25 protein-coding genes, 1 tRNA gene and 1 pseudogene are annotated in these 23,795 nt (G+C 68.9%); 12 read left to right on the top strand and 15 right to left on the bottom strand.

Translation table 11 applies throughout. The features are described from left to right. The first annotated feature begins 470 nt into the window (after nucleotides 1-470). Nucleotides 471-1,652 (top strand): D-alanyl-D-alanine carboxypeptidase family protein, encoded by a 1,182-nt coding sequence (locus DP939_RS43395; protein WP_113986688.1) that lies wholly within the window; start codon nucleotides 471-473, stop codon nucleotides 1,650-1,652. A 17-nt stretch (nucleotides 1,653-1,669) separates the two neighbouring features. Here the strand turns inward: DP939_RS43395 and mscL are convergent, their stop codons facing one another. The 6 genes from mscL to DP939_RS43365 form a co-directional block, all read right to left on the bottom strand. After that, nucleotides 1,670-2,071: a large conductance mechanosensitive channel protein MscL gene (mscL, locus tag DP939_RS43390; protein WP_113986687.1), complete on the bottom strand. Its 402-nt coding sequence runs from the start codon at nucleotides 2,069-2,071 to the stop codon at nucleotides 1,670-1,672. A 71-nt stretch (nucleotides 2,072-2,142) separates the two neighbouring features. Beyond that, the gene (cpaB, locus tag DP939_RS43385; RefSeq protein WP_113986686.1) at nucleotides 2,143-2,787 is read right to left on the bottom strand and encodes a Flp pilus assembly protein CpaB; all 645 of its coding nucleotides are present in this window, start codon (nucleotides 2,785-2,787) and stop codon (nucleotides 2,143-2,145) included. Between the two features lie 40 nt (nucleotides 2,788-2,827). Next, nucleotides 2,828-3,640, bottom strand: a complete 813-nt coding sequence (locus DP939_RS43380) for an S-methyl-5'-thioadenosine phosphorylase (RefSeq protein WP_113986685.1) — start codon at nucleotides 3,638-3,640, stop codon at nucleotides 2,828-2,830. A 444-nt stretch (nucleotides 3,641-4,084) separates the two neighbouring features. Next, a complete protein-coding gene (locus DP939_RS43375) occupies nucleotides 4,085-4,450 on the bottom strand; it encodes an FmdB family zinc ribbon protein (RefSeq protein WP_404828638.1) in 366 nt (121 codons plus the stop codon). Between the two features lie 114 nt (nucleotides 4,451-4,564). Then, nucleotides 4,565-6,073 (bottom strand): potassium/proton antiporter, encoded by a 1,509-nt coding sequence (locus DP939_RS43370; RefSeq protein ID WP_113986684.1) that lies wholly within the window; start codon nucleotides 6,071-6,073, stop codon nucleotides 4,565-4,567. A gap of 67 nt (nucleotides 6,074-6,140) precedes the next feature. Next, nucleotides 6,141-6,698, bottom strand: coding sequence for a 5-formyltetrahydrofolate cyclo-ligase (locus DP939_RS43365; protein WP_225878910.1), 558 nt, complete (start codon nucleotides 6,696-6,698; stop codon nucleotides 6,141-6,143). Nucleotides 6,699-6,735: 37 nt separating this feature from the next. Between DP939_RS43365 and galU the strand changes: the two genes are divergently transcribed. From galU to DP939_RS43330, 7 genes are all read left to right on the top strand, one after another. Next, nucleotides 6,736-7,722: a UTP--glucose-1-phosphate uridylyltransferase GalU gene (gene galU, locus DP939_RS43360; protein ID WP_113986682.1), complete on the top strand. Its 987-nt coding sequence runs from the start codon at nucleotides 6,736-6,738 to the stop codon at nucleotides 7,720-7,722. Between the two features lie 25 nt (nucleotides 7,723-7,747). After that, the gene (gene glp / locus DP939_RS43355; protein WP_113986681.1) at nucleotides 7,748-8,956 is read left to right on the top strand and encodes a molybdotransferase-like divisome protein Glp; all 1,209 of its coding nucleotides are present in this window, start codon (nucleotides 7,748-7,750) and stop codon (nucleotides 8,954-8,956) included. A gap of 5 nt (nucleotides 8,957-8,961) precedes the next feature. Then, complete coding sequence (gene moaC, locus DP939_RS43350; RefSeq protein ID WP_113986693.1) at nucleotides 8,962-9,432, top strand: cyclic pyranopterin monophosphate synthase MoaC; 471 nt, start codon at nucleotides 8,962-8,964, stop codon at nucleotides 9,430-9,432. Further along, entirely contained in the window at nucleotides 9,429-9,929 is a 501-nt protein-coding gene (locus tag DP939_RS43345) for a MogA/MoaB family molybdenum cofactor biosynthesis protein (RefSeq protein WP_199565807.1), read from the top strand. The genes moaC and DP939_RS43345 overlap by 4 nt, the downstream gene beginning before the upstream one ends. A gap of 41 nt (nucleotides 9,930-9,970) precedes the next feature. Then, nucleotides 9,971-10,615: a GNAT family N-acetyltransferase gene (locus DP939_RS43340; RefSeq protein ID WP_113986679.1), complete on the top strand. Its 645-nt coding sequence runs from the start codon at nucleotides 9,971-9,973 to the stop codon at nucleotides 10,613-10,615. A gap of 124 nt (nucleotides 10,616-10,739) precedes the next feature. After that, a complete protein-coding gene (gene sepX / locus DP939_RS43335) occupies nucleotides 10,740-11,375 on the top strand; it encodes a divisome protein SepX/GlpR (RefSeq protein ID WP_147268389.1) in 636 nt (211 codons plus the stop codon). Between the two features lie 72 nt (nucleotides 11,376-11,447). Next, nucleotides 11,448-11,521: transfer RNA gene (locus tag DP939_RS43330), tRNA-Ala, on the top strand. A 246-nt stretch (nucleotides 11,522-11,767) separates the two neighbouring features. Here the strand turns inward: DP939_RS43330 and DP939_RS43325 are convergent. Next, a complete protein-coding gene (locus tag DP939_RS43325; protein ID WP_113986677.1) occupies nucleotides 11,768-13,456 on the bottom strand; it encodes a hypothetical protein in 1,689 nt (562 codons plus the stop codon). Between the two features lie 101 nt (nucleotides 13,457-13,557). Further along, nucleotides 13,558-14,481: a hypothetical protein gene (locus DP939_RS43320; RefSeq protein WP_199565806.1), complete on the bottom strand. Its 924-nt coding sequence runs from the start codon at nucleotides 14,479-14,481 to the stop codon at nucleotides 13,558-13,560. A gap of 72 nt (nucleotides 14,482-14,553) precedes the next feature. Here DP939_RS43320 and DP939_RS43315 point away from each other — a divergent pair, with 72 nt between their 5' ends. Then, entirely contained in the window at nucleotides 14,554-14,862 is a 309-nt protein-coding gene (locus DP939_RS43315) for a helix-turn-helix domain-containing protein (protein ID WP_113986675.1), read from the top strand. 277 nt (nucleotides 14,863-15,139) lie between these two features. Here the strand turns inward: DP939_RS43315 and DP939_RS43310 are convergent, their stop codons facing one another. Beyond that, a complete protein-coding gene (locus DP939_RS43310) occupies nucleotides 15,140-15,661 on the bottom strand; it encodes a hypothetical protein (RefSeq protein ID WP_113986674.1) in 522 nt (173 codons plus the stop codon). Nucleotides 15,662-15,864: 203 nt separating this feature from the next. On the opposite strand from DP939_RS43310, the gene DP939_RS45775 reads away from it, so the two are divergent. Further along, the gene (locus tag DP939_RS45775) at nucleotides 15,865-16,257 is read left to right on the top strand and encodes a hypothetical protein (protein ID WP_147268388.1); all 393 of its coding nucleotides are present in this window, start codon (nucleotides 15,865-15,867) and stop codon (nucleotides 16,255-16,257) included. Between the two features lie 158 nt (nucleotides 16,258-16,415). Beyond that, nucleotides 16,416-16,823, top strand: a complete 408-nt coding sequence (locus DP939_RS43305; protein WP_113986692.1) for an Imm10 family immunity protein — start codon at nucleotides 16,416-16,418, stop codon at nucleotides 16,821-16,823. Between the two features lie 91 nt (nucleotides 16,824-16,914). Here the strand turns inward: DP939_RS43305 and DP939_RS43300 are convergent, their stop codons facing one another. The 4 genes and pseudogenes from DP939_RS43300 to DP939_RS43285 all read right to left on the bottom strand — a co-directional run bounded on the left by DP939_RS43300 (nucleotide 16,915) and on the right by DP939_RS43285 (nucleotide 21,747). Further along, complete coding sequence (locus tag DP939_RS43300; protein WP_113986673.1) at nucleotides 16,915-17,466, bottom strand: hypothetical protein; 552 nt, start codon at nucleotides 17,464-17,466, stop codon at nucleotides 16,915-16,917. Nucleotides 17,467-17,578: 112 nt separating this feature from the next. Continuing rightward, nucleotides 17,579-17,821 (bottom strand): annotated as a pseudogene (locus DP939_RS43295) (transposase family protein); the annotation flags it as partial. 363 nt (nucleotides 17,822-18,184) lie between these two features. Next, on the bottom strand, nucleotides 18,185-21,049 hold the full coding sequence (locus DP939_RS43290) for a hypothetical protein (RefSeq protein ID WP_147268387.1): 2,865 nt from the start codon (nucleotides 21,047-21,049) through the stop codon (nucleotides 18,185-18,187). 254 nt (nucleotides 21,050-21,303) lie between these two features. Beyond that, the gene (locus DP939_RS43285) at nucleotides 21,304-21,747 is read right to left on the bottom strand and encodes a WD40 repeat domain-containing protein (RefSeq protein ID WP_147268386.1); all 444 of its coding nucleotides are present in this window, start codon (nucleotides 21,745-21,747) and stop codon (nucleotides 21,304-21,306) included. A 29-nt stretch (nucleotides 21,748-21,776) separates the two neighbouring features. Here DP939_RS43285 and DP939_RS43280 point away from each other — a divergent pair, with 29 nt between their 5' ends. Further along, a complete protein-coding gene (locus DP939_RS43280) occupies nucleotides 21,777-23,072 on the top strand; it encodes a DUF6236 family protein (protein WP_113986669.1) in 1,296 nt (431 codons plus the stop codon). Nucleotides 23,073-23,186: 114 nt separating this feature from the next. On the opposite strand, the gene DP939_RS43275 is transcribed toward DP939_RS43280, so the two are convergent. Together DP939_RS43275 and DP939_RS49565 are read right to left on the bottom strand one after the other, a co-directional pair. Beyond that, the gene (locus DP939_RS43275) at nucleotides 23,187-23,366 is read right to left on the bottom strand and encodes a hypothetical protein (RefSeq protein ID WP_113986668.1); all 180 of its coding nucleotides are present in this window, start codon (nucleotides 23,364-23,366) and stop codon (nucleotides 23,187-23,189) included. A 38-nt stretch (nucleotides 23,367-23,404) separates the two neighbouring features. Then, complete coding sequence (locus DP939_RS49565) at nucleotides 23,405-23,755, bottom strand: glycosyltransferase (RefSeq protein ID WP_404828640.1); 351 nt, start codon at nucleotides 23,753-23,755, stop codon at nucleotides 23,405-23,407. Nucleotides 23,756-23,795: the final 40 nt, after the last annotated feature.

Here is a 23,795-nt window from a genome sequence, read left to right as displayed (position 1 = left end):
TGCGGAGTTGGTTTATGGGCGGCGGGTGCCGGGGCGGGTGGTGGTGTCTAAGGCGCCGGAGGTTCAGGAGGGGCAAAAAAGGCCGGAGGAGGCACTTGATCGGCGTCGGCGAGTGCGGGGGGCGGTGTCGGCAGTGGTGCGGGGGAGGGCGGGGGGAGAGGCGGGGGAGGAGGAGGTTCGGGGGGCGGATGAGGAAGGTGGTTTGGGTGGGGGGGAGATGGGGGCTGAGGGAGGGGCGGGGTGTCCTGAGGAGTGGCGGGATACGTGGATGTGGGAGGAGTGTTTGGAGGGTGTGCAGGAGGTGGATTTGGGATAGATGTGCTGTTCGGGGCGAGGGTGTGGGATGTGGGGCAAAGCGCGTGAATCCGGCAGGGGGATCTTTCCGGAGCATTACCGCTGGGGCGACTCCGCCCCGAGCACCCGTCGAGCTGTAGTAACGTGCGTGCCTGGCTCAGGTCACAAGTTCGCTAATGGAGGAGTCGAAGGTGCCATCTCCTCGATCGGCGGGCCTGATCGTGGTGTTCGCGCTGTTGGTTTCGCTGTTGCCTGGGGCGACCGAGGCCGCGGTGAACGAACCGCTTCCGGAGGTGGATGCCACGCCGGGGGTCTCGATCAAGGTCGGCGATCAGGTGCAGGTGGAGGTGGCCGGTCCTGCCGGCCGTACGGTGCCGCGGTCCGCGTTACGGCCCGATCCGAAGAACCTCGCCGAGTTGCGCAAGCAGGCGGAGCTGGCCGCGCGGGATCTGGAGGAGGCGACCAAGGCGCTGGAGACGCGGCGGACGCAGGTCAAGGAGGCGGACAAGGGGCTGACGGCGAAGCTGCGCGAGTTGCATCAGGCAAATCGGGCGCTGGCGGAGGTACGGCAGCCGCTGTCGGATCTGGTGCAGCTCCTTTACCAGCAGGCGAGCGGCGGGGAGATCGCGCCGTTCATCACCGGGCGGTCGGATGAGGCCAGCCTGCGTGCGATGTCCAGCGTGTCGCAGCTTGTGGCGCAACGGGATCAGGTGGTCGCGGATACGGGGCGGCTGCTTGAGGGGCGGCAGCGGCTGGCGGCCGAGGCGCAGGAACTGCGGTCGGACAAGCTGCTCGGCGAGGCGCAGATGGCGGTGGAGATCGACGTACTGCGCAAGCGGTCCGACAAGGTCGTGAAGTCGCTGACGCAGGCGCTGGTGAAACTGGGCATCAAGATCGACAAGGTGGGGCGGGCGGCGCTGGCCTGTGACCCGACGAAGATCACGTCCACGGATGACTTTCCCAACGGGCTGATTCCGGCCGCGTACCTCTGCCCGTTGCAGCAGAAGGGGGAGGAGCTCCGGGCGGACGCGGCGATCGCGTTCGTCAGTCTCAGTGAGGCGTACCGCAGGCAGTTCGGCAAGCCGATCTGTGTCACGGACAGTTACCGGAATCTGGCCGAGCAGCAGTCGATCTACTATCGGCGGCCCGGGTTCGCGGCCGTGCCGGGGCGCAGCAATCACGGCCTGGGACTGGCGGTGGACCTGTGCGGTGGGGTGCAGATCTCGGGGTCGGCGCAGTTCAGGTGGCTGGAGGCGAACGGGAAGCGGTATGGCTGGATTCACCCTAAGTGGGCGTACAGCAATCCGTTCGAGCCGTGGCACTGGGAGTACGACCCCAAGATCGGGTCGGTGCTGTAGCGGGCGGTCGGGGCCGGTCAGTCGGCCGGGGTGAGCTGGATCGTGCAGAAGGCGCAGCGGGTGGCGGCCTTGGGGACCTCCGAACGGCATTCGGGGCATTCGCGGGTGGTGATGACCTCGGCGCGGCGGAAGCGGGCGCTGAGGCGTTCGTACGGTGAGACGACCAGGAAGTAGACGACCGTGGCGACGATGATGAACGAGATCAGGGCGTTGATGAACTCGCCGTAGCGGAAGACGGACTCGCCGACCGTGAGGGTGAGCCCCTTGAAGTCGGGCAGGCCGCCGAAGGCGGAGATCAGCGGGGTGAGCAGGTCTTCGACGAACGAGTTGACGATCGAGGTGAAAGCGGCGCCGATCACTACGGCGACGGCGAGTTCGATGACGTTGCCGCGCATCAGGAACTTCTTGAACCCGCTCATGTGGCCTCCGGTTGACTGACTGTTGGTCGGGCGGGGCGCAGTATATTACTCTCCGTATTTGCATGATCGACTCATGGGTGTCGCCGTGGCCCGATCGTGATGGAGAGATGCCCGCCGGCCTGGGCCGCCGCGAGGTCGGCGGCTTGTGCCGAGGTGGTGGCGAGCACGATCAGCGCTCCGCCGCTCCCACCGGCGGATGAGCCGGCGGGTGGCTTGTGGGTGGTGATCACGCGGACGTCGTCGGCGACCGTCTGGGCCGGTAAGGCGGTGGCCGCGGTGTCATGTCCCCAACCGGGGCCGGCTGCGAGGACGTCGATCGTGTCGCCGGGGGCCAGCAGGCCCGCCGCGTCGGAGTCGGCGATGCGGACCGGAGCCGCGACGATGCCCGGTGGGTGGGCGGCCACGAGAGCGGGGCCGACCAGGCGGACGTCGGTCAGCGGCTCGCCCCTGCGCATGGGAGAGGCGAGGATCTTGCCGGTCGCGGAGGCGGGAGGGCGGATGGCCCCCGCGGGGACGGCTTCGGCGGGGAGGGCGAGCGGGGTCAGGTCGCCTGGAGCGAGAGGGCCGCTTCGCAGGTCGCGGGCGGCGGCGAGGATGCGCACGGTCTCCGGAGGCGCGGGGGCGAGCACGGTGAGGGCGCAGGTCACCGCCACGGCGACCAGGGAACTGGCCACGAGGCGCCGGCGTCGTATGAGCGCGCGGATCACGGGGGGCATCGGAGGACTCTCCAGGCGGTGGGTGGGGTGGGGGAGGGATTCAGGGAAGCTCGAAGGGGAGCTTGATGCCGTCGAGGGCGTGGCCGCATGGGCAGGCACGGTCCTCGGGGAGGGCGCGAACGGTGTCGGCGACCAGGGAGCGCATGCGGGCGATGTTGGCGGCGAAGACGGCGAAGACCTCTGCCTGGGTGACGCCCTCACCGGTCTGCACCCCGGCGTCATGGTCGGTGACGAGCGAGATCGAGGTGTAGCAGAGGGCCAGCTCGCGGGCGAGGATGGCCTCGGGGTGGCCGGTCATGCCGACGATGGTCCAGCCGTTGGCGGCGAACCACCGGGACTCGGCGCGGGTGGAGAACCGGGGGCCTTCGACGACGACGAGGGTGCCTCTGTCGACGGCATCCCAGCCGGAGGTTTTGGCGGCGGCGACGGCGGCCGAGCGGCCGGTGGGGCAGTAGGGGTCGGCGAAGGGGACGTGGACGGCGCCTCCGGTGTCGTAGTAGGTCTGCTCGCGGGAGGTCGTGCGATCCACGAGCTGGTCGGGGATGACCACGACGCCTGGGCCGTGCTCGGCGCAGAGCGAGCCGACGGCGCTGGGGGCCACGATCTGGCGGACGCCTAGGGAGCGCAGCGCCCAGAGGTTGGCACGGTAGGGGATGCGGTGCGGCGGGAAGCGGTGACCGCGGCCGTGGCGGGGCAGGAAGGCGACCGTGTGGGAACCGATCCTGCCGACGGTCACGACGTCGCTCGGTGCGCCGTAGGGGGTCGCCACCTCGACTTCTTCCGCGTCGCCACGCTCAAAGAGCGAGTAGAACCCGGAGCCGCCGATTACGCCGATGTGTGCGCGATTGACCATGCGGCGACATTAGCCCGCCGGCTTGCGGCCTCAGCGGGCCGAACGCCGTTCTGTGGATAACGGGAAGCCGGCCGGGTCAGTGGCCTGTGGATAACTTGCCGATGCTGGGAAGGGAGGCAGGGGCCGGTACGCCATGGGCGGGGCTGTGCACGAGCTGTCACCAGAGGCAGACCTGATCGGCCGGGGTGCGGCGCGGCCGGGCCGGCGCTGCCGCCACGGCGGGTTCGCCCTGCGGTGAGCTGGAGGTGCTGTGCCGCCTTGCCCTGTCGGAAGGCGGCGAGGGCGGGGCAGGGTCAAGCAGGGTGCTGTGCCGCCTCGGGTGCCTTGGGAGGCGGCAGGGTGGTGGCGGACGGCGGCCTCGCCCGGCCGTGCCGTGAATACGTCGCCTCGGGGTCGGGGAGGCGGCGTGGCAGGGCGGGGGCGGGTGCTCCCTGACGGAAGCCGTCAGGTGGAGCTGGTGGCCGTCACCGGGGTGCTGGGCTTGGGGGTGTCGGCGCTCTTGCTGGAGCCGCTGTCGGACGACGACTTGTCCGAGCCGGAGCCGCCCTCACTCTTGCTCTCGGACCCCGACTTCGACGACGAGGCGGGAGCCGTGCTGGAGGTGCTCGATGAGCGGCTGTCGGTGCGGTAGAACCCCGAGCCCTTGAACACGATGCCGACCGCCGAGAACACCTTGCGCAGTGCGCCGTTGCAGGTCGGGCACTCGGTGAGTGCGGAGTCGGTGAACTTCTGCACGACCTCGAACTGCTCTTGGCAGGCGGTGCAGGCGTACTGGTAGGTGGGCACGCGCTCCTCCTCTGTGATCCGCATCGGTTGGCACTCTGCCGATGCGACTGCTAATGGTACGCAGCCGACAAGCTTAAACGCCACTTGGCTGCGCGCAATTCCGGGTGACTTGACCGACTTCGCCCCGTGACCAGGGACTCAGGAGGCACCGCTTTCCCCGAACCAGCCGGCGAGTTTGCCACGGCGGTTGACCGCGCGGAGGCGGCGTTCGACGGCGTCCCGGCAGGCGGCGGTGGTGACGACGAGGAGTTGGTCGTCCTGGCGGATGCGGGTCGTGGCGGACGGTACGAAGCTGCGTCCCTCCCGGACGATCAGGGTCACCGCCGCCCCGGACGGCAGGCGCAGCTCGAAGATCTCCACGCCCCGCAGCAGCGACGTCGGCGGCACCCTGACCTGCAACAGGTCGGCGTTGAGCTCTTCGAGTGGGGCTGCCTCGACTTCGAGGTCGCGGGCCTCGGCGGGGGCGCCGACCTTCAGCAGCCGGGCCACCAGCGGCAGGGTCGGCCCCTGGACCAGCGTCAGGACGACGACGATGACGAAGACCTCGTTGAACACCGCTTCGGCCTCGGTCACCGCCTGCGCCCACGGGATGGTCGCGAGCACGATGGGCACCGCCCCGCGCAACCCCGCCCAGGACAGGAACGCCTGCTCGCGCCAGCTCAGCCGGTCGATCCCGACCAGACGTACCAAAGCCGCCGAAACCGCCACCGACACCGGCCGGGCCACCAGGAGCAGGGCCACCCCGGCCACCAGGCCGGGGACGATCGCGGAAGGCATCGCGGTCGGGCTGGCCAGCAGGCCGAGCATGACGAACAGGCCGATCTGGGCCAGCCAGGCCGCGCCCTCCGCGAAGCCGCGGGTGGCCGAGCGGTGCGGGAGACGGGTGTTGCCGAGGATGAGCGCCGCCAGGTACACGGCCAGGAATCCGCTGCCGTGCAGGAGCGCCGCGCCGCTGTAGGCGACGAAGGCCAGGGCCAGTACCGCGATGGGGTAGAGGCCGGAGGCGGGCAGGGCGATGCGCCGCAGGGCGTACGACCCCACAGGGCCGACCAGCAGGCCCACGGCGGCTCCGATGCCCAGTTCGTAGGTCGCCTCCCCGATGAACTCCCACAGCCCCGGAGTGGGCACCTTGGCGACGCTGAGGAGTGCCACCGCGATCACGCAGGGCGCGTCGTTGAAGCCGGACTCGGCCTCCAGGATCCCGGCCAGGCGTGGCGGCAGCGGCAGGCGGCGGAGTACGGAGAAGACCGCGGCGGCGTCTGTGGAGGCCAGGATGGCGCCCAGGAGCAGCGCCGTACGCCAGTCGGTGTGCAGGACCCCCCGGATGGCCAGCGCCAGCACCACGATGCTCACCGCGACGCCCACGGTCGCCAGTACCGCGGCCAGCGGCACGGCACGGCGTACGTGGCTCCAGGACGTCGTCAGCCCGCCCTCGGCCAGGATCAGCGCCAGCGCGGACAGGCCGACCTGCTGGGCGAGTTCGGCGTTCTCGAACGGGATGCCGAGGACGCCGGATTCTCCGAGCAGCAGGCCGAGGCCGAGGAAGATGAGGAGGCTCGGCAGGCCGCTGCGGTGCACGATGCGTACCGCGACGATCGCCGCGATGACCACGCCGGCCCCGAGAAGCAGCCAGATATCGAGCTTCACCTGGCTCCCCTCTCGGCCTGCGCCTCCTATTCGCTGGTGGGAATATTGTGCCCTATGAGGCAGGAAATCACCTGAGTGCGATGATCCCCGATGGCATGGCCGCGTACCGTACGCGTTGATCGTGTGACTCTGTGGGCACGCCCTCGATCAGCTCCCCGTCGTGCAGCAGCGCGACGGTGGGCACGTTGGGTCCGACCCGCGCGAGGGCCCTGTCGTAGGATCCCCCGCCTCTGCCCAGCCGTACACCTGTCTTCGCGTCCACCGCCAGGGCGGGCACTATGACGAGCGCGGCCGTACGTATCGCGTCCACCCCTCGCCGCACATCGACCGGCTGCATGATCCCGTAGGGGCCGGGCTCCAGGGAGTCGGGCCCGTCGTACACCGCCCAGTCGAGGTCGTGGTCGGCGCGAAGTACCGGCAGGATCACCGTCGCGCCGTGCTTCCACAGCGCGAACACCAGCCCGTGCGTCTGTGGCTCCTCGCCGGTCGACCAGTAGCAGGCCACCAGCCCGGCCATCTGCACCCACGGACGGTCCATCAGGCTCTCCCTGACGGCCGCCGCACCGGCACGGCGTCCGGTTTCGGACATGGACCGACGCGCCGCGACGATAGTGCGGCGCAGCATCCGTTTGTCCACAGCTCCCTCCACTAGGGTTTGCTCCATGGCTGACATCGCTGACAAGGCTGACATCGCCACCAACGCTGACATTGCCGCTGACAGTGCCGCCAATGCGGGCAGGTCCGACCACGACGCCGCGCGCGACGTCGTGACGAGGGCCGTCGTCCCGGCGGCGGGCCTGGGAACCAGGTTCCTTCCGGCCACCAAGGCCACGCCCAAGGAACTGCTGCCCATCGTCGACAAGCCAGTGATCCAGTATGTCGTCGAGGAAGCGGTGTCCGCAGGGTTGAGCGACGTGCTCATGGTGACAGGCCGTACCAAGCGTCCGCTGGAGGACCACTTCGACCGTGCGATCGAGCTGGAAGGGGCTCTGGAGGCCAAGGGCGACAAGGAGAAGCTCGCGCTGATCCGTGAGTCCGACGACCTCGCGGCGATCCACTACGTGCGCCAGGGGACGGCCCTGGGGCTCGGGCACGCCATCCTGTGCGCGAAGCAGCACGTCGGCGAGCATCCGTTCGCCGTACTGCTCGGCGACGACATGATCGACGAGCGGGACAAGCTGCTTGAGCGCATGCTCCAGGTCCGCGCCGAGTACGGCGGCAGCGTGATCGCGCTGATGGAGGTGCCGAGGGAGCAGGTGTCCATGTACGGCGTGGTCTCCATCCAGCCCACGGACGAGGACGACGTCGTGAAGGTCACCGACCTGGTGGAGAAGCCGCCGGTGGACGAGGCCCCGTCCAACTGGATCATCATCGGGCGTTACGTGCTCGACCCCACCGTGTTCCCGGTTCTGGAGAAGACCCCGCCGGGACGCGGCGGAGAGATCCAGATCACGGACGCCCTCCAGGAACTCGCCCGGCGCGACAGGTCGGAGGGCGGGCCCGTGCACGGCGTCCTGTTCAGGGGGCGGCGGTACGACACCGGGAACAAACTCGACTATCTGCGCACAGTGGTGCAGTTCGCCGCTGAGCGTCCCGACCTCGCGCCAGAGTTCGTACCCTGGCTTCGTGAGTTCCTCGGAAACCGCTGAACGATCAAGGGGAAGGGCGGCCGGCATGAGATCGGTGGACGAGCACCTCGCCGAGATCTTGGCGACCGTACGCACCCTCGCGCCGCTCGAATTGGAGCTGGAGCGATCGCTCGGCACCACTTTGGCGGAAGATGTCATGACGCCGGTGGAGTTGCCGCCGTTCGACAACTCCGCCATGGACGGCTACGCCGTGCGCTCCGAGGACGTCCGGCGGGCCGCCCCGGGGAGCCCGGTCACGTTGCCCGTGGTCGATGACGTGGCCGCGGGCGACGGCGCGCTCTACGCGGTGGGACCGGGCCACGCCGTGCGCATCATGACCGGCGCCCCGATGCCCGCGGGCGCCGACGCCGTCGTGCCGGTGGAGTGGACCGACGGCGGCAAGACCGCGGTCGCGATCACCCGCTCCGCACCCGCCGGGCACGCGATCCGGCGGGCGGGCGAAGACGTCCCCAAGGGCGAGGTGGTGCTGCGCGCGGGCATGCCCATCGGCGCGGCCCAGCTCGGCATCCTGGCGGGCGTGGGGCGGCGCAGGGCGCTGGTACGGCCGCGTCCGCGGGTCGTCGTGCTGTCCACCGGCGCCGAGCTGGTGGAGCCCGGTTCGATGCTCGGCGCGGGCCAGATCTGGGACTCCAACAGTTTCACGCTCACCGCCGCCGTCCGCGAGGCGGGCGCGGAGGGCTTCCGCGCCGGGGTCGTGCCCGACGACGCCGCGGTGTTCCTCGACCAGCTCGACGCGCAGCTCGTCAGGGCCGACGCGGTGATCACCAGCGGTGGCGTCTCGATGGGCGCGTACGAGCCGGTCAAGGAGGCCCTGGGCCCGCTCGGCACGGTCCGCTTCCAGCGGGTGGCGATGCAGCCGGGCATGCCGCAGGGCTTCGGGGTGGTCGGTGACGACGAGGTCCCGATCTTCGCGTTGCCCGGCAATCCGGTCTCGTCGTTCGTCTCGTTCATCCTTTTCGTGCGCCCGGCGCTGCGCAAGATGCAGGGCCTGCCCCCGGAGATCGCGACCGTGCGGGCCACCACCGCGACCGCCCTGCGGTCGCCTCCGGGCAAGCGCTCGTACCTACGCGCCACGCTCTCCCGGGGCCCGGACGGCGCCTCGGTGGTCTCTCCGGTACGCGGGCAGGGCTCCCACCAGCTCGCCGCCCTCGCCGCCGCCGACGCGCTCGTGGTGGTCCCAGAAGACGTCACCGACCTTCCCGAGGGGGCCGCTGTGGAGGTGATCCCGCTGTGAGCGACGTGAGCAAGCTGACGCATCTGGATGATTCGGGCGCGGCCCGCATGGTCGACGTCTCGGCGAAGGACATCAGCGCCCGTACGGCGCGCGCCTCCGGACGCGTACTGCTGTCCGCCGAGGCCGTCGCGATCCTGCGGGCGGGCGAGGTGCCCAAGGGCGACGCGCTCGGCGTGGCCAGGATCGCCGGGATCATGGGGGTGAAACGGACGCCCGACCTCATTCCGCTCTGCCACCCGATCGCCGTCCACGGGGTCGATGTCTCGCTCACCGTGGTCGACGAGGGTGTGGAGATCGTCGCGACCGTCAAGACCGCCGACCGCACCGGGGTCGAGATGGAGGCGCTCACCGCCGTCTCGGTGGCCGCGCTGGCGCTGATCGACATGGTCAAGGCCGTCGATCCGGCCGCGGTGATCAGTGACGTCCGGGTGGAGGAGAAGACCGGCGGCAAGACCGGCGTCTGGACCCGCCCGTGAAGGCTCTGGTGATCACCGTCTCCAACCGGGCCGCCGCCGGGGTTTATCCGGATAAGTCCGGCCCGCTGCTGGCGTCCCTGCTCACGGGCGACGCCGGCTGCGACGTGGTCGACGGCCCGCGCGTGGTCCCCGACGGAGAGCCCGTCGAGGCCGCCCTGCGGGCGGGCCTGGCGGAGGGCTACGACGTGATCGTCACCACCGGGGGCACCGGCCTCACGCCGACGGACCGCACGCCCGAGATGACCAGGCGCGTCCTCGACCGCGAGGTCCCGGGCATCGCGGAGGCCGTACGGCAGGCCAACCGCGACAAGGTGCCCACGTCCGTGCTCTCGCGCGGGCTCGCCGGGCAGGCCGGGCGCACTCTTGTGGTGAATCTTCCTGGTTCGTCGGGAGGCGTACGGGACGGCATGGCCGTTCTCGCCCCGATCCTGCGGCACGCCGTCGAGCAGATGCACGGCGGCGACCACCCGCGACATGGGGTGACTGGTCCGGCATGACCGGGGATGCGGCTTCGTGCCAGTAGGGGGATGATGGTGATGTGGATCGACTTCGCGGCTGGCCGGCAGTCCTGACCGAAGGGCCGGTGGGGCTTCGGCCGTTGCGCCTGCGCGACGTACGGGCCTGGCGGGAGACGCGCTTGCGCAATGCCGACTGGCTGCGTCCCTGGGAGCCGAGCAACCCGGAGACGCCGCTGTTCCGCACCGGTCTGGGGCCGTACATCTCGATGACCTCCACGTTGCGCAGGGAGGCCAGGCAGGCCCTGGCGATGCCGTGGGTGGTGACCTATCGGGGGGCGTTCGCCGGACAACTCACGATCGGGGCGATCGTGTGGGGTTCGGCGCGTTCTGCCCAGGTCGGTTACTGGATCGACGGGGCACTCGCCGGGCGCGGGATCATTCCCACGGCGCTGGCGATGGCCGTCGATCACTGCTTCTTCACCTCGGGCCTGCACCGGCTGGAGGCCAACATCCGTCCGGAGAACCAGGCCAGTCGCCGGGTCGTGGAAAAGCTCGGATTCCGGGAGGAGGGGATTCGCCGCCGTCAGCTCCACATCGACGGCGCCTGGCGGGATCACATCTGCTACGCGATCACCGTGGAGGACGCCCCCAGGGGGCTTCTGGTCCAGTGGAGGAGAGCCAGGGAGTCGGCCGCGCATGGTGGCCCTCCCCATGAAGAGGTTTGACGATCTCGCGACACACCGCACCGAATGCTCGTCAATTAGTGACACGCGGTCTTACGGTGCGTGACGTGAGCACATCGAAGACGCCAAGAGTCACCAGGTGTCTTCATGCTGCCCGGGGGTGGTCGTGAGCAGCGCCCTTCTTTATGTCGCCATCGTGCTCATGTGGCTGGGCGTACTGATCCCGATGTGGCTGCGTCGCGACAAGGGCGACCTGGTGGAGCCGCGTGAGCTGGGCATTCACGACGGGGGCGGCGAGGAGTACACCGGCCCGATCATGACCGCGACCGCCGCTCCCGAGTCGTCCGAGTCCCCGGAGCCGGACTCCGCAGAATCGCCCGAGGTGCTGTCCGAAGCGGACACCGCCGTCGAGCCGCCGCCGTCCGCCGACCTGCGCCGCGCCGCCCAGCGCCGCCGCGCCATCGTGGTCGCCACCCGCCGTCGGCGGCTGTTCTGGTGCGCCCTCCTCATCCTCGCCTCGGTGATCACCGCGGCGGTCCGGGTCATCCCATGGTGGGGGGTCGCCCCGTCCGCCCTGCTCACGCTCGGCTACCTGTCCGTACTCCGCACCGCCGTACGCCTGGACAGAGAACACGCCCGCCACGCCGCCGAGGCCCGCGCCAGACGCGCCCGCGCCCGCCGCCGCGCCCTCGAACTCGCCGCCCAGCAACCCCAGGCCGAGATCATCGACCTCACGGCCCACCAGCCCGACGAGATCTTCGACCAGTACGCCGACCCACCCCGCCGCGCGGTCGGCGACTGACCCGCCTCCCCATGCATCATCGGCCCGATGGCGCGAGAAACCCCAAGTGTTTGCTAATCTAGTCGAGTCCTTGGGGCTGTAGCGCAGTCCGGTAGCGCACCTCGTTCGCATCGAGGGGGTCAGGGGTTCAAATCCCCTCAGCTCCACCCAGGGCCGTTCTTGAAATGGCCGAGTTGAAGTTGACGGGATCCCGTCTGATCTTGCTGATCGGGCGGGATCTCGTCGTTCAGAGGGTTCCGAGTCGCGTTCGGGCGTCTTTGGGGCCGGTGTGGTGGGTGCCGCGGAGGGCTCGGGTGGTGTCAGGCCGCTGGAGGAGCAGGAGAATCGCGCCGCTGGGCATGGCGAAGCCTGCGGCTGGCGAGATGCTGTGTGCTGACTTTCCGATTTGTTGCCTAAGGTCCGGGTGGCGGTTTCCCTGCCGGGATCGGCGGGTCGGCGACCTCTTGGCCGCCGAGTTCGGTTGTGATGTCGCTTGGAGCGGGTTCGGGTTGATGGGTGTGCCGCCAGGCGTCGAGAAAGTTGTCGTTGGCGACGGTGACGATGAGCGCGATGAGCAGCGTCTGGGCGACGCGGCCGTGTGCAGGCCGGTTCTTGGGCTCGCCCAGGTCGAGATCGAAGCTTTTGAGCCGCCCGTTGATCCCTTCGGTATTGGCGCGGACCGCGCGGTAGGTTCCGGCCCAGGCCGGGGTCAGGTAGGGCAGGTCCTGGCGGAACTTGTCCAGGTGGCCGAGATCGCCGGGGTGCAGGGTGATGGACTGCTGGCGGCAGACCTTGGGCTGATCTTCAGGACGCTGGTCGCGGAGTGGGGGCAGGGTGCGGGGCTTGGCCGAGGGGTGGGCGGCCCGCCGGCGGGCGTCGGCCAGATCGATCGGGGCGGGTCGGCCGCCTTGGCGGTGGTGGAGCCGTTCGAAGCGAGGGCAGGTGATCGAGGGCGAGGTGCCTGCGGCCGGGCATTGGAGCCGGATCGCCTGCTGGGCGTTGGGGCCTTGCTTGTGGTGGAGAAAGTAGGGCTGGCGCGCGGCGATCAGGGCGCTCAGCTCGTCGTCGAGGCTGCGGGCGGCTGCGTCGTTCAGGCCTGTGGTGGCTTGTGCGAGCCGGTCGGGAATCAGTGGGCAGGCCAGGGTGCCGTCGATGAGCAGGGCGCCGTGGGCGCTGCCCTGGATGCCGCGCTGGTCTTGCTTGTAGTCCAGGACGAGTTGGTAGCCCAGGGCGCGGGCGGGACGGGCGAAGTGATCGGCGGCTTGGTCGGTGTAGGCGCGGTCCACCGCGGCGAACCGGGACGGCAGGCCGAGGCCGGCCAGCGAGGTAAGGGTGGTGATGGCGTTGGCGCCGATGCGTTTGTGCGGGGTGTCGACCACCAGGCCGAGTGCGAGCTGGGGGAAGGCGGCGGTAAGGGCGCGGGGGCGGGCGGCGACGGTGAGGGTGGCGCTGTGGCCGAACTGCGGAGGGCCCTCTCCGGCCGAGTAGTGCCAGCCGGCGGTGATCTCGGTGGATGCCAGGCCCTTGTTCAGGCAGGGCGGACGGGCCAGGGTCGGCGCCGCGGTGGTGTCGATGCCGATGTCTCCGGCGAAGCCGCGCAGGTAGCCGCGGCCTTTGGCCCGGCGGACAGGGGTAAGGACGAGCGCGGTGACGATCTGCTGCAGCACCTGGCGCTTGCGGGCGTGGCCGACATCGTCGTCCTCCCAGGCCGTGGCGAGGTGGTCGGCCTGGTGCTTGGGCAGGCGGGCGCGCCGGTCGTGGCGGGCGGGATCCAGGATGGTGGTGAGCCGGTCGAACGCGCGATAGAAGCGCCGGGAGGCGGCCAGGCAGGCGTGCGGATCATCGGCGTCGATGTCGGCCGGGTCCATTCCGAGATGGCGGCGGGCGGCAGGGGAGAGGGAGAAGGCGGCGATCTGCCAGGCGTCGCCGAGGACGGCCTTGCCGGTGTAGTGGATCAACAAAAGCAGGCAGGTCAGGGCTGCGCGGATGGGCAGCCCCGCTGGGCCCGGCCGGACGCCGAGTTCGGTGTCGATGAGCGGAAAGATGCCGGAGTCGTCCAGCAGGCGCGCGTAGTGGTCGGCGACCGCGTCCGGGATGCGCACCGCCTGCCGGGCGGGTGGCTTGGGCCGGGCCGACCTTGCCCGGCCGGTGCGCGGGCGCCAGGCTGTGCGACGGGCGCGCCGAGTAGGGAGGCGCGGTGTACTCACTGCGCTTGGCCGCGCAGCAGCGCGATGGCGGCCTGCTCATCGAGGGCGGGGACGAAATGCTGGTAGCGGGCCAGCGCAGATGGGCTGAGCCCGGCCGCGGCGGCGACCAGGCCGGCGTCGATCCGCGCGCTGAGCAGGTCGACGATCCAGCAGGCGCGCAGCCTGCGGGCCGAAAGAGCGGGCAGGCCACCGGTGGGTCGATGCCGGGCGGTCCAGGCGTTGAGCAGGTTCTTGGCCGCGGGCGTAGTGCGGTGGGGCCGGAACAGGAACGCTTCGCCCGCGGTCTGGGCGGCCTCGGCCAGGTGCTGCTCCCAGGCGGCGCGAGCGACGACCAGGCGGTCCGCGGCGGGAACCGCGATGACGACCGCGCCGGAGGGCAGGCGGCGCAGGTGGTGGCCGCGGGCGGCGGCCAGCTCGCCGGGGGACAGCCCACAACCGCCGGCCAACGCCATGAACGTCAGTGCGTCGGCACGGGTTTGACCGGTCAGTTGTTCGGCCCAGGCGCGCAGGGCGGCCAGATGCCCCGGCGAGTACGGGGCCGACACGCCGGCCGGGGCTTTCATCGGCGGGGGTTGCTGTTCGCCGCGTTCCAGCCAGGCCAGGGTGGCGCGCATGTGCCGCAGCCAGGCCCGGTAGGTCTGTGCCGAGCGGGGAGCAAGGTCGGTGCAGCCGGTGAGGACGAAGGCGTCGATGGTCTCGTGCCGCAACCAGACTTCCGGGTCATCCGGCAGGCCGGTGCGGTGACACCACAGGGCCAGCCGGGCGGTGGCGTGCAGCAGCCGCTCGGCCCCGTAGGGGCTGCGGTGAGCGCTGGCGGCGACCAGCATCCGGACCCGGTCGGCGAGAAGGTCCCATTCCGGTGGCGCGTGCCGCGGCCGGTAGCCGGTGATCTTCGCCGAGGTCGCGGGGTCAAGGGTCACACCCCATCCATAGCGGCAGGACAAGCAGCCGTTACGGAGCGCGACGACATCCACCGAAAGGAGTGTTTTGTCATGGTCGGAGGACGCGCGCGATCGGCCGCCCCCCGGGACCTGGCCGAAGACCCGCAGGACTGGCCCCACGCGGAACTGACCGGTCATCCCGCCGCCGCCGTCGTCCAGAAGATCGCCGCCACTTTGGCCGGCATCCTGGCCGAACGCCGCCTGAGCCTGCGCGGCCTGGCCGCCACCTCCGGCGTCAACCGTCAGTCCATCGCCGACCTGCTGGCCGGAAGGTCCTGGCCGGACGTGGCCACCATCGCGCTCTTGGAGGCCGCGCTCGCGGTCCGGCTGTGGCCGGAGGGCACCCCGGCCCACCGATGACGACACCGAGCCTCGTGCCGAACCCCGAAACGAACGCCGTGATGACCTCGACGGCATGGCCGAGCCCTTCTTTCCGCCGCCCCGAAACCCGGACATCCGGGCAGGAAGCAGCCGTCATTTGGCTCGACGCCCTCCAAGCGGCCGCCTATCGCGTTACGCTCGGAAAGCGCGAGCCTTCAAACAGTTAGGTGTTCTGGGCGCTCACGCAACCCGGTGCCGTCGGGCTGTGAACTCGGCGGCACCACTCTTCATCCGGCCACCCGACCGGCAGCACTGCTCAGCTCGTAGCGGCGCCCCCTTCGCCGGCGAACCCGTTCACCCCGGACGCGACCGCGAACAACCCCTGCTCCCGCTCGATGAGCCAGCCATCGGCCACCAGCCGCTTGAGCCGCGCGCGCATCCCCTCCACCTGACCGCGGACGTCCCGCTGCCCCAGCGCCCGCACCACGTCCCGCGCCCGCAACGGCTCCTCGGAACTGGCCAGCAAGACCACCGCGTCCTTGCGCAACCCCCGCAGGACCGGACGCTCCTGATGAACCTCCGCCTGCCCGGCGGTCTCCGAGCCGCTGCCGCGGCCATCCTGGCCGCTTCCGGCGGGCTTGCCGGCCTCCGGGCCGACCGGCTCGCCGTCCGCCTCCAGCGCGGTCAGCTCCTCACGTGCGATGGACAGTCGTTCCAGGCGACGCCGTGCCACGGCCATCCGCTCGTGCAACTGCTCCATTTGCCTGGCCAGCTCAGCGCATTCCTGCCGCGCGGACTCCTCGGCCCGCCCCAGTTTCGCCAGCAGCGACGTCACCATCGCCCCCCTCTCGGCCGTCCCCCGACCACTGTCATCACCCAATGCATAGCTGCAACTCCACACTGTAGGCGGCGATGGCATCGCTGACCCCAAATACCGCAAGATCCCTTCAGGGCCTGAGCAGCGGCGCAGACAGCCAACCAGCCCCACGCCGGCTCTGCGAGAATCTCGAAAATCTGTTCCCGCCGAGCAGGGAGCGATAAGTGAGAACCGGACAGCCGCCCACATCCGAACTGCATGAGCACTGCCGGCAACTCCACTCCAGCCACTTATGGCTGGACGTGGCCATGTGCTGGACGGTAGTGGTCCCGGACAGCGGACGAGCATTCAGTCTGGACCAGATCGCCGCCCGGCTCGGCGGGGACACGCCACACCAGCTCCACGAGCCGGCACTACCCCGTACCGTCATGCTCCCCTACGACACCGGCTATCCCGTGCTCGTCGATTGGTGCGGTCCCGCCACCATGCTCCTGGAGCAGGACTACCTCGGATCAACTCCCGAGGTCGCGTCCAGCGATGTCATACCCGCCTCCCGATCTCGATATCCGGCTCGACGAATGATCTGCAACCGCAAACAGGCGCATATGCCTACGTAGCGTAACTGTAGATAGTGATGAGAAAGCGCGGCAGATGAAACTGCAACGTCCCAGACGCAAAAGCCGGACAGCCTCCTGATCAGTGCATCAGCCGCGTTGTCGGCCTGCAGCCTGCCCACTTCATCTGCCGGACCGATATGCCGCTACTCTCCCGCGATATGACGATCAGGTTCATCGCCCGAGTGGTCGGAGTCGAGGATGGGGCCGACGATTGCCTGTCGGCCGGTATCGCCGAGACCGAGGACGGCGACGGCATGATGTTCGACTTCCAGTGCTCCTTGTACGAGCCCGACGAGCAAGACATTGCCCTGGGCTGGGACACCCATTGCGTGGTCACCGCGAGCCAAGGCACCGCCTACGGCGCCGTCAACGAACTCACCCTGCACGGCAACGTGCTACGCATCGTGCTCGATCCGGACGATCTGGGGGCGCTGGGCCTGCCCGATCCCGAAATCGAGGCGATCATCGAGGTAGACGATGAAGCGATCGAGGAGTTTCGGAGCGCGATGCGGCGCATCCTCGCCTATGGCCGCGCCGACGCGCGCCCGAGCGTTGTTCACCTTTGACGCGTCAACGCCAGGCCCTGCCGATTGTAGAAGACGGCCGAACTTACCGATGCAGCGTCCGGCCGATCGGTCACCAGCGGAGCCCGACAGGTCATCTGCTGATCGATTCGTAAGCATCGCCCCATTCGGTGAGCAGGACGAAGCCGGGAAGCGTCACCGTCTCCAGGAGATCGGCCAGCACGTCCGCCGTCGGCGGAAGAGGCAATGCGAGCAACTCGGCCACCGAGGTACGGCACGCCTCAAGAGCGATACCGTTGTCGCCGTACTCCTGCTCCAGCTCCGGAACCACTGAGCACATCGCCTCCAGACCACCGGAGACGCGTGCTAGGCAGTCCCTCCAGTACGGGACTCTCACGATCAGCTGGACCGCGGTGGCCAGATCGCGGCCGATCAGTCCGGCCTGCCCTTCGGAGTCGGCATACAGCACGGGCCGTTGTCCGGCTGCGTCCCCGCAGAGAAAGAACGTCCCGCCCGAGCCATCACCGGCAACTGCTTCAAGCGCATCACCGGACGCCGGCTTCACCACCTCGACGTGATCGGTGCGGGAGACGTCGAAGTCGAACGGCCATGTCAGCAGCTCGGCGGCCGCTGGAGTGCGGTGGATGAGCTCGAGCAGGGGATCCGGGTGCACCACGGTGAGCATCGTAACGGCTCTCGGCCCTCTTCAATCGCCGGGAAACGATCACATTTATCCTGGGAAGCGATCAGCTACCCCTTGGTTCATCAGCAGGCCAGGACCACTCGTGAACGCCCCAGAGCAGGCGGCGGATCCGCACCACGATCAGCACGCGGCGGGCATCGAGGGGGACGTCGGTCACGGTGCGCTGGTGGTAGCCGTGCACGCGGGTTGTCTCGGTCCCGCAGTCGGGGCAGGCGGCGTAGCCGTTCGGGGTTCGCGCGTGTACCCGGATCTGCTCGCCCTCGTCCGTGACGTCTTCCACCACCAGCGGTGATAATCCTGCGAATACGGTCTGTACGAGCTCATTGGCAGTGGCCATGCCCCAGCGTGAGTCGACAGCGCCATACGTCACCACCGAATCTGCGACAGAGCCGAAAAACCGTACAGTCCCTACCCGGCAGACGGCCAGCCGAACGAGGGCATGATCAATGCCTCGCTCGGCCGCCTGCGGTGCCGGAGGCGGCCCGGCCGGTGATCGGCCGTGCTCCCCGGCCGCGTTCTCGTCTGCGCTCTGCGCATCGCTGTCATTGCCCGGAGCGGAAGGTGTGCCCGGCCCGGCCGGTGGATTGAGGAGCGGTGCCTTCGAGGTCTTCTCCCGGAGGAGGACTCCGGCCGCTGAGTAGCCTGTGCGGGTGGGCGATGGGCTCGCAGGTCCTTCCTTAGATTTCAGGGACGGCAGATTTCAGGGACGGCGTACGTAGGCGACCGCGAACGGGGCGTCTGCTGGCAGGCCGGCCGCGTTGTAGCACCAGATGTCGATGGCCACGCGCGGTGGGGCCGCGTAATCGCCGATGTTGCCCAGGTGACAGGAGGAGCCGTCACTGCCGGTGCCGGTGATCTGGACGCTACCGCCGTACTTGCCGACAGTCTCCCAGCTGACCCGATAGTTGCCCGTTCCGAGGCGGACGGCTGCCGGGCTTTGCCCGGTGCTCGACCAGGAGCGGGAGCTGTCCACCAGATGGGCGGGATCCCCGGTGATCTGCGCGTACGCGGCGGGAATCGTCCGATCGCCATGCAGTCCGGCCCTGGCCACGTACGACAACAGCCAGGGCGTGTCCACCGGTTGCGGTGTGGCCGAGGAGGTGACCGCATGACAGGTGATGCTCACATCCAAGCCGTCGCCCACGGGCGTGCGCGCATGCGCGTTGCAGTGCGCCGGGGCACCCGAGCCGTATTGGCTGACCTGCACGTGTCCGTCATCGGCCGCGAAGGCCGTGCCGGTCAGTACGGCGCGGTAGCGGCCGACGCCCTCGCGGATCACCCGGTTGACCCGTCCGGCGGAGTTGTAGGTCCCGTCGTTGACCACCATGGGCAGGCTCGCGGTGCCGCCCGGCGCCTCGTAGCGCAGCGTGGCGTACGGTCCCTGCCCGGTGGCGGGTGCGGCGTAGAAGAGGGTGAACCACCAGTCGGCCGGTGCGCCGTTCCGGTCGGCGCAGCCCACCCGGATGACCTGGTCGGCGCCGTCCCTCCGGTACTGCCGCACGGCGCAGACCCGGCCGGTGTTGTTGGTGCGGAACGGGGTGACGTGCGTGATGCCTCCTGCGCCGCCGAGGCCGGGGAGGCGCACCTCGTACTCGCCGGTCGCGAGGTGGGTGACGACACCGGCCCAACCAGACCCGGTGGCGGCGGTGCTCCACTGGAAGGCGTTGTCCAGCAAGGTGGGTACGCCGAGCGGCGCCTCGGCGGGCGTCGCGCGGTTCATGTAGACATACCCCCAGCGGGGTGTGGACGGCGTCGGGCCGGTGGCGGCGACCATCGCCTCCATCAGTTCATCCGTCCGGGCCAGCAGTTCTGCCGCGCTCGGCTCGATGATCAACCCCATGGGATCGCCGGGACCTGTGTTCGGCCCCGCCGTACCCGAGATGTGGATCTTCGCCCGGTGCCAGTCGTCGGCCCCGAGCAATCCAGCGGCAACGTCGTTGCTGTAGTCGCGCGTCTGGGATGCGGTGTCGGTGGCGGCCGCAGTGGAGTCGCAGTAGGCGTTGAGACCAGCGTAGATCGCGGTGTTCAGAATGACGTCGTCACCCATCCGGGTCGATTCCAGGTCGTTCATCCCGCGACCGGGGTCGGGATCCTGCCCGGTGATGCAGCGATGTGCCTGCCCGTTGATGTCGACGGCGACCGTGTTCGCGTCGATCGATCCGTTGGCCTTCCAGTCCAAGGACCCGGAGGCGTCTCCCACGCGCAGGACCGCGTCGTTGTCCCACCAGGCCGCGATGACGTCCCTCCTGGCGCCCACACCCTCTCTCTCGATCAGGGCGTGGCGATCCAAGGTCGGCAACTCCTCATGGGAATAGTCGAGCGTGCTCACCACTCTCAGGGCCTCCCGCAGCTGCGAGGACGAGGCGGCCTCGCCGATGGTGGCCACCGCTGCCTTCCAGTCGCTGAAGTCCGGTATTCCCACATGGCCGTAGCGGTAGTTCATGATCGACAGGTAGTTCGGCTTGTAGTGGACCTGGTCGGCGCCGCCGTGCCCCAGGCCCAGGGCATGGCCCAGTTCGTGGGCGAAGACCGCGCTTTGCAGGCGTACCGGTGGGTCGACCTCCGGGCCCATGGCCACCAGGAAGTCCTCCGTGCGTAGCCCCACGCAGCACAGTCCGCTGGCAGCAGCGTCGATCTGGAACCCCCACAGGTTGTAGTGGAACACGCCGCTTCTTCCCGGGGTGAAGAACTGCTGACGGTACCGGTCAAAGGGCCGGTCGCCGGAGCGTGGGTACAAAGCCGCCACCCGGTCGGTCCGATCGACCTCGATGCCGTCGTCCTCGTGAACGAGCAGTTGTACGCCCCCGGGGGGCAAGGTGTCGATGTAGGGGCAGAACGAGATGGGTTGCACGGGTGCGCGCGCGAACATTTGCCGAGCTTCTTGCATCACTCCCGGGCTGGGCTGATGGGAGATGGGCATGACCCTGTCCTGCAGCCAGTCCACCTCCACCGCGATCGTCTTGCGGCAGGGGTCAGCGCCGTTGGCCGGCAACCAGGCATCGACGCCGTCGGCCCGGACGATCCCGAAGCGCTCGACACGGTCGGTTATGCCGTCGCCGTCCACGTCGCCGTCGAGGGTGCTCCAGGTCTGCTGCTCGTTCTTCTTAAACCGGGTCAGGCCGCCGTTGCCATCGGGGTCGGGCACGAAGTGGTCGTACAAGACGACATCGGTGTCTCGTTCCACGATCCTCAGGCCGGCCAAATTCCAGTTGTCCGCCTCGAAGTCAGCGGCTTGGGGGTCATGGATCAAGACGAACCCGTCGCGGGAACGCTCCTGCGGGATACATGGGCGCGCGATGAGATTCCAGCTGAAGACGGCGTGCCGCTCATCGCCTGTGCCGCCACGATGGTAGGGCCGCAGCGGTTCTTCATCGATCTCGCCATCACCGTTGGAGTCCTCGAACAGCAACTGCTGCCCGGCCAACTGAATGAACTCGGTGGAGTCGTTGTGAATCCCGTCATGGCCGACGGTCACCGTGACGGCCAGACGGCAGATCTCCCCTTCAGCCGCCATCACAGGCATCGCCGGATACCCCTGTGCCACCCCAATGGAGAGGACGAGCATAAAGACACTTACCACGGCCGGTATGCGCGGCCGCCGGCGGGAAACGGGCATCGGCACCTCTGAGATGCTCAAAAGGGAATGCGCTAGGCCTTCTCCAGGGTAGGTGTCAGCCCGCCGGAGTCCAGTAGATGGACAATATTGGCAACCCTTATCGGGCTGAATCTGCATCTGAGATGGTGTGGCAGACCTCATGGCGCGGGGACGATCTCTGACATGAACAGGTGCCGGCATTCATGGGCACGTCCTCCGGTAGGTCATCGTCGGCACGAACGACGTCCAGGAGTCCTCATCGAGCCCGCCGCCCGCGATGGCACACGCGTACGATCCAGGGGTCCGGCACGCGGTGCGACACGTGCCATGGTCGCGCTCGACCGGCTGACGGCGATCCGCCAGACGTACTGCCGGAACACCGTCCCCATGGTCATCGGCACGGTGGCCGATCCGGTGTCCCATCGAACGACGTACGCGTTGTCGGCGAGGTACAGCGTCCGGCCGCCGGAGTCATAGGGCAACAAGGTGATGTCGGTCAGATTGGCCGCAGGTGTCTCCGCGCGCCAGATGGGCCGATGCGGGTCGGTGACATCCCACAACTGCACCCTTCCACTTCCGCCACCGACCGCCAGTTCCTTGCCGTCGGGCCGGAACGCCAGCGCGGACGGCCCGCCGCGGACGCGCGGCCGCTTGTATCTGCCGTGCACCAGATTGTCGATGACCGTATCGTCGTGCCATGACGGGCGGAGCGATCCCGGCACATGGCCTCTACTACCCCTTCTTCCGCATGCGTGATGACAGCTGGCTGAAAGCGATGGCCTTGTACTGGCCCAAGATCGTGCGTCTGGTGCCTGCGAGCGATGACCTCGCTGACTACATGGCCCGCCCGCGCAGCCATCCGACGGTGCCAGTGCACGCACTCACCAGGGATGTCGCCTACACCATGCGAGTGCTCACAGAGGAACTCGGCGTCGTCGAACGAGTTCCTCCAGGGGCTTCGGTGCAGGCTGTGGCTCGTTCCTTCGAGGATGCCCTGTCGCGGCCGTCGTTGGCACCACTGCGACTGTTCCGGGCAGGAACAGCAATAGACCCGTCCACAGTAGCCGCCCCTCTCCACAGGGACGAGGTCGCACCACGGCTGCGGACTCTGCTGTCGGAGCAGGGCTTTGCCTATGGACTCGGTGCGTCATTTACTACGCCGGCCGCACGCGAGCTGCCCTTGCATCAGCGGGTGGAGGGGCCCACAGCGGACACCTGGGACTTGGGGTGGCACCGCTGGGCCATCTTGGATTCACGTCTTGTCAGGGTCTACAAGAGCATGCTGGCCCACGAGTTCGCCCGGGCCAACAAGCTGCAGCCGATTACCGATATATCAGGCGCCTACGTCGCGTCCGGAAACTGGGACGCGGATCATATAGAAGCCGCTCTGACCAGCCCTCCGCCCGCACATGGTCCCGCAGAGCGGAGAGAGATCGCCCAGACCATCGCCTACCTCGCACTTAACCTGGTCATACCACGGGGCCTCTCGGCGGTACCAGTCGAGAAAATCGTCGAACTCCGCCGCCGCTACGGAAACGAGTTCATCGCCTTCGGCATGCAGGTGGATCAGGTCGCCGCCGAACTTGGAGACCTTACGGAGATCCGCGACACAGTCATGCTCACCAGTTATCTGGAGAGCACCGTGGCCAACCGATTCGCCCGGCCATTGGCCGACCTGCGCAAGCAGATGAAAACCCTGGGACTGGATGCGGCGACCATGGCTATCAATGTGAAGACCGAGATCCCCGCCGGTGTTGCGGTGCTCGGCGGTGGTGCGCTTCTTGCCGGACACCCCGTTATCGCGGCAACTACGTCCGCAGCAATTGGCCTTATCGGCTTGCGCCGCAGTGTCCAGGACAAGCGGGATGCCATCCTCCAGGCCGAACCAGCCGCAAGCTACCTTCTCCACACAGGCGACGCGCTACGGCCGCGAAGCCTGCTGCAACGCTCCCTTCGCCAGGTGCATCGCATCACGGGTACTGCCTCCAGTTGACCCACGTCGTTGCGCAGGCCATATCGACATCCCGAGGGCGAATAGCGCACGGTTAAATGTCCCCTCCCGGCAGTAGTCCTGGCCCTGCGCAACGGCGCCTGCTCGGAATCGGGATCAGGCCGGCACCTGATCCACGGCCAGATCTTCAAGACCGCCCGCGACAGCGACGGCAACCACCAGTCCCAGGGCGAGACGCGGGAGGTTTCCTGGGTCGCGATCCCCCCGGTGGTCAAGGCCATCCGCGTCCTGGAACGCGTGGTGGGCGAGGAGCTGCTGTTCAATGCCTAGATCCATGACTTTGTCACAAGGAGCCGCGGGCGGCTAGCGTCAGCTCATCCGGGAGAGGGCTCCGCACCATCGCCGAGACCCCTGACCACCATGCCCGGCCTGCTCCTGAGGAATCTGTAGCCCTCGGCCAGGCATGGTGGTGGCGCACGTGCTGCAACCCCTTGGCCGCCCAGCGGGCGCTCCGACGTCGTGGGGGGTATGAGCCAGCCGTCTGCGTGGGCGCCATGGCCGGTGATGAGGGTGGCGGGCCCGCCGGTGCTGGTGGCGATCGGCGGCACGCCGCACGCCGTCGCCTCGATGTAGACCATGCCGAAGCTTTCGTTGATCGCTGGGGCGGCCATGAGGTCGACGCGGGCCAGTCCTGCGGGCAGCTCGTCGTGGCTGCGCCAGCCGATCAGGTAGACGTGCTTGTCGATGCCCAGCCGGCGTGCGGCC

It is taken from the genome of Spongiactinospora rosea, assembly GCF_003315795.1.
Taxonomy (GTDB): Bacteria; Actinomycetota; Actinomycetes; order Streptosporangiales; family Streptosporangiaceae; genus Spongiactinospora; species Spongiactinospora rosea.
Note: the sequence above shows the minus strand (reverse complement) of the source record. Positions and strands in the feature narration are given on the sequence as shown.